General features: G+C 41.2%; 12 protein-coding genes. 7 read left to right on the plus strand and 5 right to left on the minus strand.

Annotated elements, in window-relative coordinates; all coding sequences use genetic code 11:
- Genes RIC88_RS16575 through radA form a run of 3 tightly spaced genes read right to left on the minus strand, consistent with a single transcriptional unit; the run spans nucleotide 1 to nucleotide 2,739 of the window.
- On the minus strand, nucleotides 1-720 hold the full coding sequence (locus tag RIC88_RS16575) for a class I SAM-dependent methyltransferase (protein WP_350218686.1): 720 nt from the start codon (nucleotides 718-720) through the stop codon (nucleotides 1-3).
- Complete coding sequence (locus RIC88_RS16580) at nucleotides 707-1,363, minus strand: 7-cyano-7-deazaguanine synthase (RefSeq protein WP_350218687.1); 657 nt, start codon at nucleotides 1,361-1,363, stop codon at nucleotides 707-709. Before RIC88_RS16580 ends, RIC88_RS16575 begins: the two co-directional genes overlap by 14 nt.
- Nucleotides 1,364-1,383: 20 nt before the next feature.
- Nucleotides 1,384-2,739, minus strand: a complete 1,356-nt coding sequence (radA, locus tag RIC88_RS16585) for a DNA repair protein RadA (RefSeq protein WP_350218688.1) — start codon at nucleotides 2,737-2,739, stop codon at nucleotides 1,384-1,386.
- A gap of 53 nt (nucleotides 2,740-2,792) precedes the next feature.
- On the opposite strand from radA, the gene glyA reads away from it, so the two are divergent.
- The 3 genes from glyA (at nucleotide 2,793) to rpiB (ending at nucleotide 5,443) form a co-directional block, all read left to right on the plus strand.
- Nucleotides 2,793-4,067, plus strand: coding sequence for a serine hydroxymethyltransferase (gene glyA, locus RIC88_RS16590; RefSeq protein ID WP_350218689.1), 1,275 nt, complete (start codon nucleotides 2,793-2,795; stop codon nucleotides 4,065-4,067).
- The gene (tatC, locus tag RIC88_RS16595) at nucleotides 4,030-4,902 is read left to right on the plus strand and encodes a twin-arginine translocase subunit TatC (RefSeq protein ID WP_350218690.1); all 873 of its coding nucleotides are present in this window, start codon (nucleotides 4,030-4,032) and stop codon (nucleotides 4,900-4,902) included. Before glyA ends, tatC begins: the two co-directional genes overlap by 38 nt.
- Before the next feature lie 112 nt (nucleotides 4,903-5,014).
- Entirely contained in the window at nucleotides 5,015-5,443 is a 429-nt protein-coding gene (gene rpiB, locus RIC88_RS16600) for a ribose 5-phosphate isomerase B (RefSeq protein ID WP_350218691.1), read from the plus strand.
- Here the strand turns inward: rpiB and RIC88_RS16605 are convergent.
- Complete coding sequence (locus tag RIC88_RS16605) at nucleotides 5,433-6,731, minus strand: hypothetical protein (RefSeq protein WP_350218692.1); 1,299 nt, start codon at nucleotides 6,729-6,731, stop codon at nucleotides 5,433-5,435. The two genes, rpiB and RIC88_RS16605, sit on opposite strands and share 11 nt — an antisense overlap.
- A gap of 170 nt (nucleotides 6,732-6,901) precedes the next feature.
- Here RIC88_RS16605 and rbfA point away from each other — a divergent pair, with 170 nt between their 5' ends.
- The 4 genes from rbfA to RIC88_RS16625 all read left to right on the plus strand — a co-directional run bounded on the left by rbfA (nucleotide 6,902) and on the right by RIC88_RS16625 (nucleotide 12,802).
- On the plus strand, nucleotides 6,902-7,264 hold the full coding sequence (gene rbfA, locus RIC88_RS16610; RefSeq protein ID WP_350218693.1) for a 30S ribosome-binding factor RbfA: 363 nt from the start codon (nucleotides 6,902-6,904) through the stop codon (nucleotides 7,262-7,264).
- Entirely contained in the window at nucleotides 7,261-8,487 is a 1,227-nt protein-coding gene (locus RIC88_RS16615; protein WP_350218694.1) for an FtsX-like permease family protein, read from the plus strand. Before rbfA ends, RIC88_RS16615 begins: the two co-directional genes overlap by 4 nt.
- An 80-nt stretch (nucleotides 8,488-8,567) precedes the next feature.
- The gene (locus tag RIC88_RS16620) at nucleotides 8,568-11,480 is read left to right on the plus strand and encodes a DEAD/DEAH box helicase (protein WP_350218695.1); all 2,913 of its coding nucleotides are present in this window, start codon (nucleotides 8,568-8,570) and stop codon (nucleotides 11,478-11,480) included.
- A 77-nt stretch (nucleotides 11,481-11,557) separates the two neighbouring features.
- Nucleotides 11,558-12,802, plus strand: a complete 1,245-nt coding sequence (locus RIC88_RS16625) for a PDZ domain-containing protein (protein ID WP_350218696.1) — start codon at nucleotides 11,558-11,560, stop codon at nucleotides 12,800-12,802.
- Nucleotides 12,803-12,850: 48 nt separating this feature from the next.
- Here RIC88_RS16625 and RIC88_RS19780 read toward each other — a convergent pair whose 3' ends face one another.
- Nucleotides 12,851-19,627, minus strand: coding sequence for a BspA family leucine-rich repeat surface protein (locus tag RIC88_RS19780; protein WP_502880011.1), 6,777 nt, complete (start codon nucleotides 19,625-19,627; stop codon nucleotides 12,851-12,853).
- Nucleotides 19,628-20,031 lie beyond the last annotated feature (404 nt).

The following is a 20,031-nucleotide window of genomic DNA, read 5'->3' on the forward strand; positions in this document are numbered from 1 at the left end:
TTATTTCTCACATGTGAGAAAGCCTAGCTCCCAGGCAATTAAATATCTTTTACTCTCCCTAACACCTAATTCTTGAAACGCCTCAATCACATCCTGATCACTTGGTTTTAAATCCAGGCAAAATAAAAGGCGGAAGAACTCAATGGCATCTTCCTGAGAGCTGAAATCCCAGAAATACTGATCTTTCTCAAATTTGACTTTAAACCCGCATCGGTTGATATTATTGATGTCATTATTCGTGATAAATCTACCATTGTGTCCCATGCTATTCCAGGTATCGAGAAAACCATTGAGAAACCGGTCAAGTTTTCCTCCTGCCACCACATCACCAATGATCAATCGTCCTCCGGGTTTCAGGATTCGTTTCATCTCACAATAAAACTCTTGCCTAGCTGCTATATGGTGAAATGCAGCCAGGCTCACAATCTCATCCACAGACTCATCACCTAGTTCGATCCTGCCTTCACGGCATTTCTTAATGCCCTGATGATTGTCATTAAACTCACCTGAAAAATCATAGGCGAGGTAATTAACACCTTTTTTCAGGTGTCTTTGAAGGTAGCCTCCTCCGGCAGGCAAATCCAGAATTACACAATTCTCTTTCTGTAGGAGACGTTTGGTTGCAGCTAAAAATTCTTCGTCTCTTGCATGTGGGTATTTCTCCATCGCAAGATGGTAGGATTTTCCACGTTGGTTAAATATTTCTTCATATCCCTGCATCAACAAAGTCTTTTACGGCCTTGCAAGTTGGACACTTGCCACATGCTTTTGGAGCTTTTCCCTCTTCATATATTGGCCTTCGACACCACCAGGTATTTGTCCTTACTTCTTCAGGCAAAAACTCCCAGATTTCCTTTTTTGTAAAATCAACAACCGGGAATATATACTCCGGTATATCCTTTCTTTCGAGAGACAAAACACTTTTGAAAATCGCTTGCGCCCTTTTCATTCGAAGCATGAAGTTGTCACCTCCGGAATCCACATCTGTTTTTGTTCTGCCCATTGCTACCATCCCAATATCTTTTCTTGCCGCGCATATATTACCGGAAAAGAAGGCACAAACATCCATATCAAACGGAAATCGAACCGATTTCAATGGAGCAAATCCCATCGTGTTGAAGGTGCTTTCGGTAACTAAAAATTTACGATCTACATTTTTCTGATAATAAGTTAGTACAGCTTTCACCGCACTTGATTCTGCTTTGGCTCTGTTTTCGCGATTAAAAATATGTATGTGATGAACGATCAGTGGGTGCTCGATATATTTTTCATTGGTCATTAGCTGATGCAGCACCCCTGTGGAATCAATGCCTCCGGAATACATGCACAGAATGGTGGGTTTATTGCTTTTGGTTTCTTCCATTGAAGGCGGTGGTTTTTCTACTAAAATAAATTTCTAAACGTATCGCTAAGCTTAGAAAAGGAATGAACTTTTATTTTAAACTGGGTTAGATCTTTTGCCTTTAAATTATGCTTTGAAATATAAATTTCTTTAAACCCAAGTTTCTCGGCTTCATTAATCCGGTTTTCAATTCTGCTTACCGGTCTGATCTCACCTCCCAACCCAACCTCTGCCGCAAAACAAACGCTCTCACCAATTGGTGAATCCTCAAAAGAGGAAAAAATAGCTGAGCAAATGGCCAAATCCAATGCAGTATCCTGCACTTTCAAGCCACCGGCAATATTTAAAAACACATCCTGCGTACTTAACCTTATCCCTAATCGCTTTTCCATAACCGCCAGCAACATCGTCAATCTTTTATAGTCATATCCTGTGGTGCTACGCTGGGGATTACCATAACTTGTGGGACTCACAAGAGCCTGCGTCTCCAGAATCAAAGGCCTGTTACCTTCCAAAGTTGCTCCAAGTGCGATACCACTCAGGCCCTCTTCACGAGGTGAAATGAGGATTTCTGAAGGATTTGTCACTTCCCTTAACCCATTGGCATTCATTTCGAACATACCCAATTCCGAAGTAGACCCAAATCGATTTTTTATTGTTCGCAAAATCCGATAAGATAAATGGCGATCACCTTCAAACTGTAAGACCGTATCCACCATGTGCTCTAAAACTTTGGGCCCGGCAATCGCACCATCCTTATTTACATGGCCAATTAAGAAAACCGGAATGCCCTTCTGCTTTGCAAATTTCATTAGCTGTCCGGTACACTCTTTTACCTGGGAAATGGATCCAATGGCCGCTTCAATCCTTTCCGAGTGAAGTGTCTGAATAGAGTCAATAATAATAATATCCGGAGCTAAACTCTCCGCCTGCCTGATCACTTCTGACAAGCTCGTTTCAGCGTACAGAAAGCAGTTTTCAGATGTAGTTCCAATCCGCTCTGCTCGCATTCTTATCTGCTCTGCACTTTCCTCTCCTGAAACATACAAGGTTTTTTGCGGGAGTTGAATGGCCATTTGCAGCATAATGGTACTCTTCCCGATTCCCGGCTCCCCACCGACCAATACAAGTGATCCATCCACAATCCCTCCACCCAGCACTCTATCGAGCTCGCTGATACCAGTCCGCAATCTCTCCTTTCTTGCCGATTCACCAACCTCCTTTATGTTAACAGGTTTACTTTTCTCTGAAGTAAAACTGACCTGAGAAGAAACGCCTTTTGATACCACCTCTTCGACGTACGTATTCCACTCACCACATGACGGACATTTTCCCACCCATTTGGCTGACTCGGCACCACATGATTGACAAAAAAATACACTTTTCGCTTTGGCCATATTATAGTTAGGATTACGGCTAAGATATAAACTGTCTCAGTTAATTTTACGCCATGCAAAAAGATCAGAAAGTTTTCGACCTAATCAAGGCTGAAGAGAAACGACAGCTAGAAGGGATTGAGCTGATAGCCTCAGAAAATATTGTTTCACCACAAGTGCTGGAAGCTGCTGGTAGCGTACTTACTAATAAGTACGCTGAAGGGCTCCCTGGAAAACGATACTATGGAGGCTGTGAGGTGGTAGATGAAATTGAAGACCTGGCAAGGGAACGAGCGAAAGAACTTTTTGGAGCAACATGGGCCAATGTACAGCCCCACTCAGGTGCTCAGGCCAATGCAGCTGTGATGCTGGCCTGCTTAAAAGCAGGAGATGAAATATTGGGATTTGATCTCTCTCACGGTGGTCATCTTACCCACGGCTCAGCTGTAAATTTTTCCGGTAAACTTTACAAACCCAACTTCTACGGAGTTGAAAAAGAAACAGGGCTGATAGACTATGATCAACTTGAAAAAGTTGCTAAGGATAAAAAGCCAAAAATGATCATCGCCGGTGCTTCAGCATATAGTCGGGATTGGGATTATGCACGATTTAGGGAGGTCGCCGATGAAGTTGGAGCGATTCTGCTCGCTGATGTATCACACCCTTCTGGTATGATTGCACGGGGGCTTTTGAATGACCCACTGGAATATTGTCACATTGTAACTACCACCACACACAAAACTTTGAGAGGCCCAAGGGGTGGGATGATCCTTGTAAGAGATGATATTGACAATCCATGGGGCTTGACAACTCCCAAAGGAGTGGTTAGAAAATTGAGTTCATTGCTTGACTCGGGTGTTTTCCCGGGAACACAGGGTGGACCACTTGAACACATTATCGCGGCAAAAGCTGTCGCGTTTGGAGAGGCTCTTTCTGATGAATACATGAATTACCTCCTACAGGTAAAGAAAAATGCTTCAGCGATGGCGGATGCCTTTGTGAGTAAAAGGTATGATGTGATATCAGGCGGTACTGATAATCATTTGATGCTGATAGATCTTAGATCAAAAGATATCACAGGAAAGGATGCGGAAAATGCGCTGATCAAGGCAGATATTACCGTCAACAAAAACATGGTTCCTTTCGATGACAAGAGTCCATTCGTCACTTCAGGTATGCGGATAGGAACCCCGGCAGTTACCACAAGAGGAATGACTGAAGCAGATATGGTGAAAATTGTTGACCATATTGACACAGTGATTGCCAATAAAGATGATGAATCTAAAATTGCCGAAGTGAAAACTGAGGTCAATGGCTGGATGTCTAAATTCCCATTGTTTAAGGGTTAATATGCCACTGGATCAGATGTCAGATGAAAAAGAGATGTCCTTTCTGGATCATCTCGAGGAGCTAAGATGGCACATCATTCGCTCTTTAATCGCCATTTCTGTTTTTGCGATAGCTGCTTTCATTGCTAAAGATTTTGTGATTGGACAGGTGCTACTAGGACCGTCTCGAACAGACTTTTGGACGTATCAAAAACTATGTCAACTGGCAGATCTTATAGGAACACCGGCTCTTTGCATAGATAAGCTTCCTTTCGAACTAGTAAGTAGAAAGTTAAGCAGTCAGTTTATGACGCACGTTTCCATCTCATTTTTTGCTGGTCTGGTGGTTGGGTTCCCCTACCTGTTTTGGGAAATCTGGCGGTTTATTCGCCCGGGCTTGCGTCCACAGGAAAGAAAAGCCTCAAGAGGCGCCACTTTTTCGGTAAGTATACTTTTTATGCTGGGGGTTTTATTTGGATATTTTTTAATCGCGCCAATCTCGGTACGGTTCTTTTCTTCTTATCAAGCCGATCCTTCACTTCAAAACCTATTTGACCTTTCTTCATACATCAGCACGGTTACGTTGATTGTATTTGGTTGTGGATTGTTGTTCCAGCTTCCCGTCGTTGTTTATTTCCTGACCAAGGCGGGAATCGTGAGCTCATCATTGATGAAAACTTACAGAAAACATGCAATCATTGTAATTTTGATATTAGGAGCAGTGGTAACACCACCGGATCCATTTAGTCAAATATTGATTGCTTTACCTTTGATGATGCTCTATCAAATGAGTATTCTTATAGCGAAGCGGATCGAAAGAAGAGAAGCAAGAGAAAGCAAAGAACAGTTATCATGAAATGTCCATAAATCGAGCTACGCTAGCCAAATATTTGAGGAAAATCAAGGTTGTTGTAGATTTCAAATTATTGGGACATTCAATGTGATCATTGAAAACAAATTATACACACATGAAAATAGCAATAGGTGGCGATCATGCCGGATTTCAGTATAAAGAAAGACTCATTAAGCACCTGGAAAGCAATGGCCATGAGGTTCGTGATTTTGGTCCAAAAACAGATGACTCTGTAGACTATCCGGATCATGTTCATCCGCTCGCTACCTCGATAGCCTCAGAAGATTTTGAGCTGGGCATTCTGATTTGTGGTAGTGGAAACGGAGTAGCAATGACTGCAAATAAGCATGAAAATGTTCGTGCTGCTCTTTGCTGGAATACAGAGCTGGCTGCTTTGGCAAGACAGCACAACAATGCCAATATCATTTGCTTGCCGGCCCGATTTGTAGCCTATGAATATGCTGAAAGCTTAACTGATACTTTTATTCAAACCGAATTTGAAGGAGGTCGTCATGAGCGTAGAGTCAACAAGATCAATTGTTAGCTTTTTGATATCTCCTTTCTCCCTCTCGAGTATAGTCCTTTTCAATTTTTGGAAAACGATCCATCATTGAAGGGAATACTTCCATTTCGTCTATGATAATATCCGGATCTATTTTTTGAAAGAGTAGATATAAATCTCCAGCTGAGCTGTAGTACGATAGCCCCTCAAACGCCTTTTGTGATAAGTGCAGATTAAAGCATGGAGTTAAAATCTTCTGCTCAGAATAGTAATCAAGGCTACTCCCAATAACCATTGTTCCTTCTTCCAATTTACCTGCCCAGTTTATTTTAAGGGGTTCAGCATGATTCTGATAAATAAATGTCGAATAGATAAGGATGCCAAAAACCATAATGCCCGGCATAACGAATCGAAAGAACTTCTTCTTCAGCAGGATAAAATAGTGCGTCCAGAAATAAGCAATTACGGGAACGATAAACACCAATTCATGCAAGGACTTTTCATTCGATAGAAAGAACGTGGCTATGCCACCAAAAAACACCAACCAAATCACCTGCTGTATTTTTTGCTGAAAATTCGTAAGTCGAGATGAACTCCATGTTTTAAAGACAGAAAGGATGAATAGAAAAATAAATCCGGCTGAAATAATCAAAACATCCAATCCGCCAACTGGTGATTCTACATTCATTACAAGGTTTTGCGTCAGGTAGCTATCAATAAACACCCCTAGGTCACCCCGCCAATAAAAATAAATAGCACACAATGAGAAGGCCAATAAGAAGCTAAATAGGTACAATAGCAGTCTTCTTGTAACTGCAGTTGAGAATAAGATTAGCGCGAAAAGAAAAGAAAGAAAAAACACCATCGAAGGCAAATAGATCATTGTAGCTATGCCAATGTAAATACCGGAATTCAGGAAAAGCTCATCCGTTACCTGATTATCTATCCGCCTGAGTACATTTCTCAAAGCAAGCAAAACAAACGTTAAACTGAGCAATTGGGGGGATAGTGCCATGAAATCTGGCACTGACACCATCAAAATCATGTAAAGAAATGCAGGTAAGTAGCTGTTTTCATCATAGGCTTTGTTCTTCAAAAGGAGCTGGTTAAAAATGCCAGCCTGAAAGATGATGACCAGAGAACTGAATCCATAATGAATAAAAGAAGTCTTTCCGAATATCAGGTATAAGTATTTGTACACGAAAGCTGCAATAGGGCCCGTGTAGTCAAATGTCTCACTATACATCCGGAATCCTTGACCCAACCATTCACCCAATAGCAGCCATTTTAATTCATATGACGATGAATCATTGATAAAATAGCTTTGCACAAGCCTTATGATTATCATTAGAATAAAAATGAAGGCAAGTCGGTAAGGATCGTTTATTCTAAAAAATCGTAACAATCAGTATTGATTTAAAGGATGTGAATCAGAATAAATTCGAAATTAGAATATTTGGCTAAACCCCTTACGGATTATCTTAGGATATTTGCAGATATATGGAAAGTAAGAGGCAAATAAAATACAGTAAACAACTACAAAAGGACCTGGCTGGAATATTTCAGCAAGATCCTTCTCATTACTTTGGATCATCATTAGGCACAATCACAGGTGTCAGTGTATCACCTGACCTTGGGCTGGCCCGTATTCACATTAGCATTTTCCCAATCAGCAAGGCAGAGGAAGTTTTCAAGCACTTGGAAAAAATCAAAAGTGAGGTTCGCCTTAAGCTTGGAAAAAAAATTGGTAGTCAGGTAAGAATTATTCCGGAGCTGGCGTTTTTTCATGATGACACGGAGGAAAAAGCCTCCAAAATCGACAACCTTATAAACAAACTAGACATACCGCCTGAAGACCAATGAATTTTCCTTATTTCATAGCAAGGAAATATTTTCTATCTGGGAAAAAGAAAAACTTCATCAATGTGATATCCATCATTTCGATGGTGGTGGTCGCCATTGGCACGATGTGTCTCATTCTGGCACTTTCTGTCTTCAATGGGTTGGAAGGTTTATTGCGATCCATGTATGGAAACTTCGATCCGGATATTGTAATTCAACCAACTTCAGGCAAATCCTTCATTTATGACTCTGCTTACTTCGATCAGATTCAATCTGTTGATGGAGTGATGGGTGTATCTAAAGTGATCGAAGACAATGTGCTGGTGCAATACAAGGACGCTCAGCGATTGGTCCGTATGAAAGGTGTGGGAAGAGATTTTGATCAATTTAGCGGAATCAAAAATGTAATGGTTAGTGGGCAGTTTCCACTTGTCCGTGACAGTATTGCCTATGCCCTAATTGGAAGGGGCGTACAGTATGATTTATCCCTGAGCCTCAAAAATGATTTTTACACCTTGCAAATGTATTATCCAAAAGATATCGGACCGGGTGTAGTAAATCCATCCAGGATGTATAACCTATTGAACATCATTCCGGGTGGGATTTTCGCAATTGAAAAGTACTATGACGACAATTATGTATTTGTCCCGGTAGAATTTGCACGTGAACTCCTCGATTATGACAACAAGCTTTCATCATTCGATATTTACCTGGAGAAAGGAGCAAATTCATCTCAAATCAAGGAAGTGCTTCAAAGCAAAATGGGAAACCGATTTCAAGTAAAGCTGGGGGAAGAACTTCACAGTGACCTCTACAAGGTGCTGAAAATTGAAAAACTTTTCGTGTTTATTATTCTTGTTTCGATCATAGGGATTGCGTCCATCAATATCTTTTTCTCACTCACTATGCTGGTCATTGAAAAGAAAAAGGACATTTCAGTGTTGTTTGCGCAGGGGGCATCTACAAAACTTATCCGGAACATATTCCTCTACGAGGGGTGCATTGTCGCTTTCACTGGCGCTGGTGTAGGACTATTAATGGGTGTGTCACTAAGCTTATTACAGCAGCATTACGGTTTAGTAGGTATGGGTATGGAGTCTGCCGTCATGAACAGCTACCCCGTGAAAATTGAACTGCTTGATGTCTTTCTAACCGTGATTGCCATTGTCATTATCACGATTCTGGCATCCATTCAACCAGCAATTAAGGCCGGTAAATCATTTTCTACCCATACATTACAATAACTAACAAACTCTTCTTGGTTAATTGCTGTTTCACTATGGTTTTTTACTTATTTTCGAAGTTTACCCGATTTTAAAAGTCCGTGAAAGTATCACCCGAACAGCCGTTTGAATTAATCTATTCCCTCTACGATCATGAGTATTTGGGGTACCTCATCGAATCTTTTGTAGTACAACTGAACGACAAAGGGGAACTCAGCTATTCCCACCAAAATATATCGGCTAAAAACGCAAAGGAATTTAGTGCAGGTTTGGATGATAATGACTTTAAGATCATCAAACTGATGGATCAAATCCAGCAAGATCAGGTGGCCAATCACTTTCAAAAGAAACGAATGAAGCCTGAGGAGTTTTTCCTCAAGACTTATGATCAAAATACAGGGGACAAACTTCTTCAAGGGGAAATAGAAGCCTATATCGAGAGAAGAAGATCACAAATTTTAGCCTTGATCGGAGGCAAGCGTCTCTTCGAAATGGGCAAGGATGGAGAGCCCGCATGGAAAGAGATAGAGGTGGTAGATGAAAAGGCCACAGTGCTTTTTCATTTTCGCAAAAACGAGGACAATACTCACTATTTTCCAACCATTAAGCTCAAGGGGGAAAAAGTTGAGTTTCTAAATAACGGCAGCTACCTCCTTTGTAAAGAACCCGCTTGGTTAGTTGCCAATGACCAACTCTTCACTTTTCAAAAGCCGGTTAGTGGTGGAAAACTGAAGCCATTTTTAAAAAAGAAGTTCATACTCATTCCAAAAGACATAGAGGAAACGTACTATAAAAAATTTGTTGGGCCGCTAATCTCTGAATTTGATGTATATGCCAAAGGTTTTGATATCGTCACCCACAAACCAAAACCTACTCCGAAGATCACGGTTAGTGAGCTGCAAACCACCCGAAATGCATCCCTTTTTGATACGAACGGAAATGCCCCTGAAATAGAGAATGACAAGCTTTTATTCGAGCTCTCATTCGATTATGGAAAACATAATTTCAATGCAGACAAGCTAAGCAAAGTGAGTGTTTCGCTTGAAAAGCAAAACGATAACTACACGTTTCATCGAATCAGCAGAGATCATGAAGGAGAGAAAGGCATCATCGAACAGCTAGCTATAAATGGGCTGCAATTGAGAAATTCAAGAGCCACGCTTCCTAAAACAACAGCGTTTGATTGGATTGGCCGCAATAGTGACCTTCTACAGGATTTTATTATAAACCAGAATCAGCAAGGCAAGAAGTTTTTCGTTGGGGAGTCAACCATTGATCTGGAGGTGAGTGAGGGAGTGGATTGGTTCGACCTTAAAGCCAAGATTCGTTTTGGCGATTTTGAAATCCCATTCGAAGAAATCAGAAAATACATTCTGAAAGGAAAAACGGAGATCACACTTCCGAATGGCGAAATCGGGGTTATTCCGGAATCATGGATAACCCGATACAAAGATCTTTTTGCTTTTTCTTCGGAGACGGAAAATGGGATCACCTTAAATAAAATTCACGTCTCCCTTGTACAGGAATTGAAAGAAGGAGATCATGCAAAAGTGACAATGGATCGGAAACTTGAAAAGTTGCTTTCGTACGAAAAAATGGAAGACTATCAAGTTCCGGCTTCATTCAAAGGTGATCTTCGACCTTACCAGCTGGCAGGGTACAACTGGCTAAGGTTTCTTGAGGACTACAATTTCGGGGGATGTCTGGCTGATGATATGGGTCTGGGTAAAACCATTCAGGCGCTCACATTGCTACAGCACCAAAAAAATGAAAATCCGGAAAGCACCAGTTTACTGATTATGCCAACCTCCCTCCTCTACAACTGGGAAATGGAGGCCAAAAAGTTTACGCCGGAGCTAAAAATCCTCAACTATACTGGAATCAATCGGGTGAAAGATACCAATCGATTTAGTAAATATGACATTGTCATTACCAGCTACGGTACCACACGTGTAGACACTGATATTCTGGCTGAATTCTACTTCAACTATATAATTCTTGATGAATCCCAGGCAATTAAAAATCCGGATTCATTAATATCTAAAAAAGTAAGAGAACTTAAGTCGCGTAGAAAACTTATTCTCACCGGTACTCCTATAGAGAACAGTACATTGGATTTATGGTCTCAAATGAGTTTTTTGAATCCCGGACTGTTGGGCAATGAATCATATTTTAAAAAAGAATACCTGAAACCCATTGAAAAAGGGAAGGATGAGCATAAAACCAAAAAGCTAAACTCTCTCATTAAACCCTTCCTTTTAAGAAGGGAGAAAAGTCAGGTAGCGGATGATTTGCCGGAAAAGGTCATCAACATCAGGTACTGCACCATGTCCGATGCGCAACGGGAGTATTACGAAAAAGAGAAGAATGCCTTTCGAAGTAAAATCCTGGATGTCATTGAAACGGACGGAGTATCCAAATCCCACATGATCTTGCTGCAAGGGCTTACCCAGCTACGCCAGATTGCAAACCACCCTAAAATGGTTGATCAGGATTATGATGACGGTTCCGGCAAGCTGGAAGAGGTTACATATATGATTGAAAACTCCATTTCCAAAGGTCACAAGGTGCTCATATTCAGTCAGTTTGTTAAGCATCTTAAAATTGTATCTGACTACCTGACGGATCAGCAACTTCCATTTGCCTATCTAGACGGTTCCACCAAAGACCGGCAAAAACAAGTGGAAAGGTTTCAAAATGATCCTGATGTGTCTGTATTCCTAATATCACTTAAGGCCGGTGGTACAGGATTAAACCTGACCAAAGCGGATTATGTCTTTCTGCTAGACCCCTGGTGGAATCCAGCGGTGGAGGCTCAGGCAATAGACCGTGCTCATCGTATTGGCCAAACCAAAAAAGTATTTGCTTACAAATTCGTGAGTAAGGACACAATCGAAGAAAAGATCATAAAACTGCAAGAACACAAGCAGCAATTGGCGTCTGATCTTATCACTGTAGAAGAAAGTTTTGTAAAAAGTCTTTCACAAAGCGATATTAAAGACCTGTTTGACTAAATTTTATAGTTTAAATAAGGGTTGGTTTTTATCCGTGTTGTTAGATGAGTGTAATTCATTACGTAAGAGACTTTCCTATGCGAAATCCTATAATCAGTTTGATTGCATTCATTTTAGTTATTAATACATGTCTGTGTTCATCTGCATCCGGTCAAAAAGAGTTTGGCTTTAAAATGCCTGAGAATACAAGAAAAATTGAGATCCCATTTGAGCAGCACAATAATCTTATCATAATCCCTTTAACGATTAATCGCTTTCTTACCCTGAAGTTTATACTTGATACTGGGGTAGAAAATGCGATTCTTACTGAAAAACTTTACGGAGATGTTCTGGGTGTCAATTACCTAAGGGAAATTACTATTGATGGGCCCGGCCTTATTGATTCAGTGGAAGCTTTAATAGCAAATCAAATCACATTTGGTTTGCCTGGTGGAGTGATTGGACACAACATGAACATGTTGGTACTCAAAGAAGATTACCTGAAACTGTCAGAAAACATTGGTGATGACGTTCACGGGATTATTGGTTATGATATTTTTTCCCGATTTGTTGTTGAAGTAGACTATGATGACAATGTTATCACACTCTACGATCCCAAAAAGTATCGTAAAAATAGAAGGGATATTGAGATTCCAATTGAAGTGAGAGGATCTAAGCCATTCATTAACGCTACCATTAGGCAAGGAGATAAGAAAACCACCTTGGATATAATGATTGATACTGGGGCAAGTCATGCAGCATTGATTGATTACAACTATCTAGATGGAGTAGACTTGCCTGAAAAAACCATACAAACCAGGCTCGGACGAGGGATTGCAGGAGATATTCCAGGCTACATTGGCAGAATGGATTCTGTGCAAATCGGATGCTTTGATTTCAATAAAATGCTTGTATCGGCACCTTTTGAGGGGGCCTATAACAAAGTCATAAAACGTGGGGCAAGAGTAGGAACTTTTGGTGGTGAACTTTTGAACAGGTTCAATGTGACCTTTGACTATTCGCATAGCAAGCTTTACTTAAGTAAAAGCGACAAGTATGGCGAATCATTTGAATACAATATGAGTGGGATGTCGCTAAATGCAATTGGTTCGAAGCTGGATACGATGGTGGTTGTTAATGTTGATAAAGGAACTCCCGCTTACAATGCTGACATTAGAAAAGGCGATATTATTCACTCTATCAATGGTAAAACATTAAGATATAATAGCCTTTCAGATATTATCAACATCCTTCAATCCCGAGACGGAAGAAAGATTAAGGTCAAATTCTTTCGTGATGGAGAAAAAAATAAAGTTAAGTTTCGCTTAAAAAGGATTATATGAAAAAGGATGGCAGTTCTGCCATCCTTTAACAAGTTATTAAGTGTTCTGTTAATCCCTTACAATTATCCTAAAGCTTACCACATTATCCTTGGGACTCTCCCGATCGTAGAACCTCAGGATATAGATGCCTTCTTCATAATCACTTACATCCACTTTTAATTCTCCTTCAAACCCGTTTCGTAGGTCATGAGACCATTTGGTATTTCCGGCCAAGTCCACTAACTGTGCTGTTACATCTCCTGACTTCAAATGACGATAACGAATATTCAAATACTCCCTTGATGGATTTGGATATATCTGCAAGTCTTTAAAATATTCAAGAATAATACCCAGCACTGCCTCAATGGAGATTTCTACTCCATCCTCTGTTGCAAAAGCTGCGAGCTTAAAGTCCGTATCACTTACCCCTTCCTCTCCTACTACAAACTCAACAAAAGAAGAATCATCAAGTGGAATACCCGGATATTCCACGAAGAATCTATAGGTGCCTTCTGGTAAGAACCCAAACTGGAATTCTCCGTTTTCATCCGTCTCTCCATAGGCAATAAGTTCATACTGATCATCATCCTGACCTGTACGTCCTCCACCAGTCTTTCTACGCAATCCACATTTTCTCTTGGCGGCACGCCTTCTTGCATCAATCCTTCCTTCTTCATCACCAAAATCTTCCTCTATCAAAACATCTAATGTACCATCGCCATCTCCCTCTTTTAGCTCTGGCGGAACCTCAGTCATTGTCATTTCAATAATATCATCGCTTCTAAAGAATAATGTATCAGCTTCAGTCCATTCAAACACATCTCCATAATAAGTCGGAATATATAATTCAAGATCTGATTCAACGAAGATGATATAATTGCCCAATACTACATCTGGAAATGTGAATGTAGGTGAGCTTACCCCTTCAAGTTTTTCAAGCTCCCTAAACCCTGTCTTTGTTCTTGTGGTCTCCAGCATACTCGCATCAAATGGGGCACTTAGAGGATTACCTTCTGAATCGGAGACTGATACTTGCATGTCCGCTACAGCCCAAACGATTTGTGGATCTACATCTATTGTAAGACCTGGTACAGCCGAGCTGGTGATCTCAACGTTAAATTCACCCATATTGTCATAATCAATAGACTGAATGACAACTTCAGCATCGCTAATTATAAATTCAGTTCCGGTCGATATGGCTGAACCATTCCTGAACCAACTATAACTGTTGTTCGAACCTCCAATTGTAATTGACAGTGAATAGTCATTCGTATACCTCACCTCAATTGCACTTTCATCTGTAGTCTCATTAAATTGAACGTTCGCCTGATCTGAATAATCCAGTGTGGCAATATCCAGAGCAACCAAAGGTTCTAAGTCGTCAAACTCCAAAATATTTGAATTTACAAACAATGTGGAAACGGATGTAGAAGAAAAATCCATCAAACCAGTAATTCCATTATTCGAAACATCCATGCCTGTAAGGTTACTTAACCCACCATTGGCCAATGCATCACCAGTAAATGGGTTTGGCATATTCCCTGCGGCCTGAGTACCGCTGAGATTCACAATATCAACCCGAGTTCTATTGAAATCAAGCGTTACTCCATCCCAATTCCTTAACCTCTCCGTCCCCCAGTTTAAGCCTTGCGGTGCAATAGCTTCATGAATCTGAACAAGTGCAAGTGAATCTGCAAGCGTTTCAGGGTCAATAGTAGTCTTAACTCTTCGCGTATTTGAATTTTCAGAGATGACATCATTTGTATTAACTAACCTAACTCTGTAATAGTAGTTTGTGGAAAAATCCAGGTTGGTTACAAAAACACCATTAGCAGTAGTTTCGAAATTCTCAAAACCATCAATAAATGTTGAAAAATCACTAGATGAGGAAATATCAACCTGATAGGCCAGTACATCCAATCCAATACTCCATCGAGCAGTAAATCCTGTTGAACTAATATCACTTGCAGAAAGCGCAAAAACTGACTGGGTAATTATCAATTCATCTGTAGTATTGTCGGAACCAATATTTCCGGCCAAATCAATGGCCGTTGCTATTACATCGTAGGTACCATCAGCCAATCCAGACGACAAACTCCCCGCCACCAATGCCCAGGTTCCGTCTCCATTGTTTGTTGCTGATACGGATTCACCATCAACTTCAATCTCAATCGTTGCTAATGGGTCATCTATTTCACCTGTAATAAGTGGATTCCTTATCGATGTACCAGTCTCATCGACTGCAATTACCGGAGGAGTCTGATCTATCGAAACACTCCCATTAGTAAAGAGCACCTGATTTCCCAATGGATCAATAGCATCCAGATAAATATTGTAGGCTCCATCCCCAATAAAGTTTGGATCAGAACTTATGTCATAAGCCCAGGTGCCATCGCCATTATTCGTTGCAGGAGATAGGGTAATACCGCCATCGACTGATACCTCAATAACATCAGAAACATTGCTAATGGTCCCTGTTAGATTGGTATCATTGGTTATTGATCCATCCTGATCAAATGTGATCGATGGGCCTGTCTGATCTATCGTTACCGTTCCTGTGGAAATGATGGTTTGATTGCCTAATGAATCAGTGGCATCCAGATAAACTGTATAAAATCCATCTCCTACATAATTTGGGTCTGCACTCATATCATAAGTCCAGGTTGCATCCCCATTTACTATAACTGATGTCAAGGTTGAACCGCCATCCAATGACATTAGAATCATATCAGATGCGTCACCTGTTGTGCCTGAAAGATTGGTATCATTCACTGCCAAACCATCCTGATCAAATGTGACTAAAGGACCAGTACCATCGTAATCTATTGAGAATTGTGTTGCAATTAAACTTTCGTTCCCCGCCAAATCCTGTGCCGCAGCGTCAGCAATATCTATTGTAACAGTCCCGTCTGCAGTTGGTACAACCTCCACTGTAAAATTCTGACCATCTACATCTACAAAACTCTGCGCAATACCATTGCCAACAGCTATGTCGGTTACATCAAATCCTACTACAACCTCACCAAAGTCTATATTAATTGGAATAGGATTTGAGTTGGTAGGGTTTGATTCTGAACTGGAAATTACAGGAGTTGGTGAAGTATTGTCTCCACTCTGAATCGTAAAGGTATTTCCATCAATGAATCCACCGTCAATCTTATTTTTTGGACTTACCAGACCAAAACCCTCTAAAGGATCGGGACTCCAGAGCACTACATTGAAAGAATTACCAACCGTTGCTGACACATCAATGTCAACTGCCAGATAGAAGTAATGTGTATCTCCATCCAGGATGTCGCCCGATATAACAAATCCAACACTATCAGCTGCCGCATCTCCAATATTTGTAGAACCAATTAATGATGCTCCACCAATTCCTGTATCAGTATTGACACTTTCATAAAGTTTCCAGCCATTTGTGCTAAAATCTGCAGCAGTTGCATTTCCTCCTAATGCTACACTCATTCCTTGTTTCGTAACATCTCCACCTGAAGCGGAGACACTGAATTTATAAACAAGATTATTTGTAGAGCCTGCAGTTAAATTAGATCCAGGGACATCTATGGTCGTAAATGTGGCATCAGGGACTATTTGTGTCATCGCTCCTGAAGGAACCCAGTCTGACGGATCCATTCCTTGTAAAAACCCACTGATATTACTATCTGAATAATCAGCTAATTCAAACTCTCCAGAGTGATCAAAACGATAATAAGCCATCAGATTTGGTTCACTCCCATCTAGTGTATTGTACAAATTGGATTGGATTTCTACCTGTGAAAGATCCCGGCTCCATACTCTAACCTCGTCAATCTGACCCTGGAAAAACTCTGAATCAAACGCTTGACCAATTCTAAAATCTCCTATTCCCGCAAATGGTGCTATAGAAGGATCGGCAATAGTTAAGGCTTCACCATCTAGATATAATGCAACTTCGGAACCATCATAAGTAGCCGCAATGTGATGCCAATCTGCATCTGTGATGGTCTCTATTGATGAAACACCATCGGCATAGAAATCTAATCGAAGCTGATTTCCGGCACCAAAACCAAAGTGCAAATATTCACTCGTATTAACAGGAGAAGTACCATTTGATACTACCCAATCCGGATTTCCGGTTGTTGCCCGTGACACCCATGCTTCAATCGTAAAAGGACTTGAAAAGTCGTGAATATCACCAACGTTCACATGATCATCAATTCCATCAAAATCGAGTGCATTGCCAGGGGCAGTTATATTTCCAGCATATCTGGCTGATGAGGTCGCACTGCCGCCTGAGCCAACCGCAACCACTCTCCACCAATTTGCTGTTTCAGCTGTGACAACACCTGTATTGGTCGTGACTGCATCAATTCCTAAAGAGCCTCCAAACTGACTCCAAACAGCATTATCACTAGATTGCTCTATTATGTAATCCGTCTCATCTGTTGCATTATCTGTCCAATTCAGGGTAACCGATCCATCTGACTCCTCAATGGTTACAAAATCTGTCGGGGCTGCAGGTGGAGTAGCTTGAAGCATATCACCGGTTATTATCCAGTTATTAGGTGAATTTACAAGTATATCCCGAGCCGCCTGTGCAGCACTTGTATAAGTAAGACCGGTGGCCCCAAGTGTGATACCCGAATTGACCGTTTGTCCAGACCATCCTGTCAAAATTGCATCATAATTAGCTGTCGAAATACCGGAATTACTCAACATTTCATCCATGGAGGTTATGCTTTGCAGGTTCCAACCGGAAAGGTCCGAATCGAAATTCACAGCATTGAAGAACATATATGAAAAGTCACCTGCATCATCTGTGGTCCAGGTACTTAAATCCTGAGCAAAAGAAGTAGCTCCACTAAACATGAAGGAGAAATCACTTACAAAAGTGACATCCCATCCTGAGATATCCTGATTGAAAGAGGTAGCACTCTCAAACATTGAGTACATATCCGGTCCATTTGAGACATCCCAAGACGAAAGAGGTTGATCAAAGGCTGTTGCATTCATAAACATGGCCCCTAAGTCATAGACATTGCTGACATTCCATGAATCCAACGGCTGATTGAAGCTTGTGGCATCTCTAAACATAGCATCCATCAATTCAGCCGTAATGGTATTCCATGTAGACAAGTCCTGATTGAAGCTAGATGCTCCGAAAAACATAAACGAAAAACTTTGGACAGTGGAAACATTCCATGAGCCAATTGGCTGATTAAAAGCGGTAGCTCCCTGAAACATACTTTCCATGTTCCAAACGGAAGACACATCCCAGCTACCTATCGGTTGATTGAATAAAATTGCACCTTCAAACATGCCCTCCATGTTTTGAACCATGCCTACATCCCAGCCAGAAATGTCCTGATTAAAGGCCGTAGCAGCACGGAACATGTCTGACATATTCAAGGCCATAATTGTATTCCAGCCAGAAATATCTCCATTGAAAACCGGGTTTTGAGCGAACATGGCATTAAAGCTGGTTACGTTGCTCACATCCCAGCTTGCTAAATCCTGATTGAAAAATCCGTTATTAGCAAACATTCCTGACATATTTGTAACTCCGCTCACATTCCAGCTATCAATCGGCTGATTGAAAGGTGTTCCCTGGAACATTTGGTTCATAAGAGTAACACTACTAACATCCCAGCCTGTGATATCCTGATTGAAGCTACTGGCATCACTAAACATCCCGCCCATATTTGTGACAGAACTTACATCCCAGCCGCCAATGTCTCCATTGAAATCACCGCAATTTGCGAACATTAAGGAGGTACTAGGAACTGCTGATAAATCAGGAGCATCGGTTGCATTGTATGTAAGATTTTGACAGCCATAGAAGGCAGCATGCATGTTGACCCAAGGATTATTTCCCCACTGCTCAATGGTTTGAATTTTTAGCACTTCAGGCCCATTGTTAAAATAAATCGCCGGGAAAGTGCCCGATATCTCTAACTGGTAAATACTTCCATTTTCAAGTCCCGATAACACTGCTCCACCTGCTTGTGAGGTCAAAGACCCATCACCAACTCCTGTATTTGTCAGATTGGTCCATGTGACATCATAGTTATAGGTATAGGCTCCATTGATAGGAATGGTTATGGTTCCATCTGTGGTTGACCAAGTGGTGATGAAGGAAGAAGATCCAGTTGCTCCAAAAGCTCCTGATGAAACCCAATCAGTATTCTCATCCATACCAGTAAGGGTTCCGTCATTATTGGCGAATACATCTTCCAATATAGTTGATCCTGAGCCATCATCGAATTTGTAGTATGCCAACATATCGGCATAATTTGGATGCCCAGAAATGTTTGTTGTATTCGCGAAATTTGAAAGTTCGGTACTAGATAACGCCTCATTCCAAATTCTAACTTCATCAATATCTCCTGTCAATGTTGATGCCCCAGTCTTGCTCGATCCTATTCTAAATGCTCCATTTGCGGCTTCCGGTGTGACAGCCGCTTGAGCTTCTAGCACTCCGTCAATATATATGGTCACATTCACACCATCATAGGTTACCGCGAAATGATACCAGGTATTGTTATTTACCACTGTAGGTGAGCCAGACTGAATGGTGCTGCCACCTAGAAGCGAGGCTAGCGTATTTCCAGTAAGGTAGAGGAATGCCCTGCCTGTTCCGGTACCATCTTCTTGAACGAATAGATTGTCTGTTCCTCCTAATGCTGAAGGCTTAGCCCAAAGCTCAACTGTGAAGTTTTGTCCAGAGGGATCAAGAGAGAAATTCGGTAACTGAACAAATTGCGTGGAACCATCGAAATTCAACGCACCACCCGGATCTGTATCTCCGAGGGTTGGATATGAACTTGGTGGATTTAATGTCGCTGTAGATACTTCTCCTGTAGGCACATTGTAAGCAAAAATAGAATCATTGCTAACGTCGGAAGTAATTAAACCTGAAAGTCGTTCCCATCCGCCCACAGCCAAATTATCCGCCGCATCTTTTCGGTAAACGATTCTTCTGTCAGGGTCATATGAACCTCCGTTGTTGTAATCCATTCGGATGTCAACCTTCTGACCTCCTGGAGCAAAGACGCCATAATATTTTCCCTGATCCAGATCATCAAACCCATCGGCTTGAAGCTGATTTGGATTGCCCTGAACTACATAGCCATGAATACCGCCCGTTGCATCATCGTAGAATACATTGATATCTTCTCCAAACTGAGCAGTATTTAATACGCCGGGTGTAGCTGCATAAGAATAAATACTTCCCTGACCCTGCGGAACGCCTGAAATGACAGGCGTTGCTC

Origin of the sequence: Ekhidna sp. (assembly GCF_040220215.1) — a bacterium.
In the GTDB taxonomy this organism is placed as follows: domain Bacteria; phylum Bacteroidota; class Bacteroidia; order Cytophagales; family Cyclobacteriaceae; genus Ekhidna.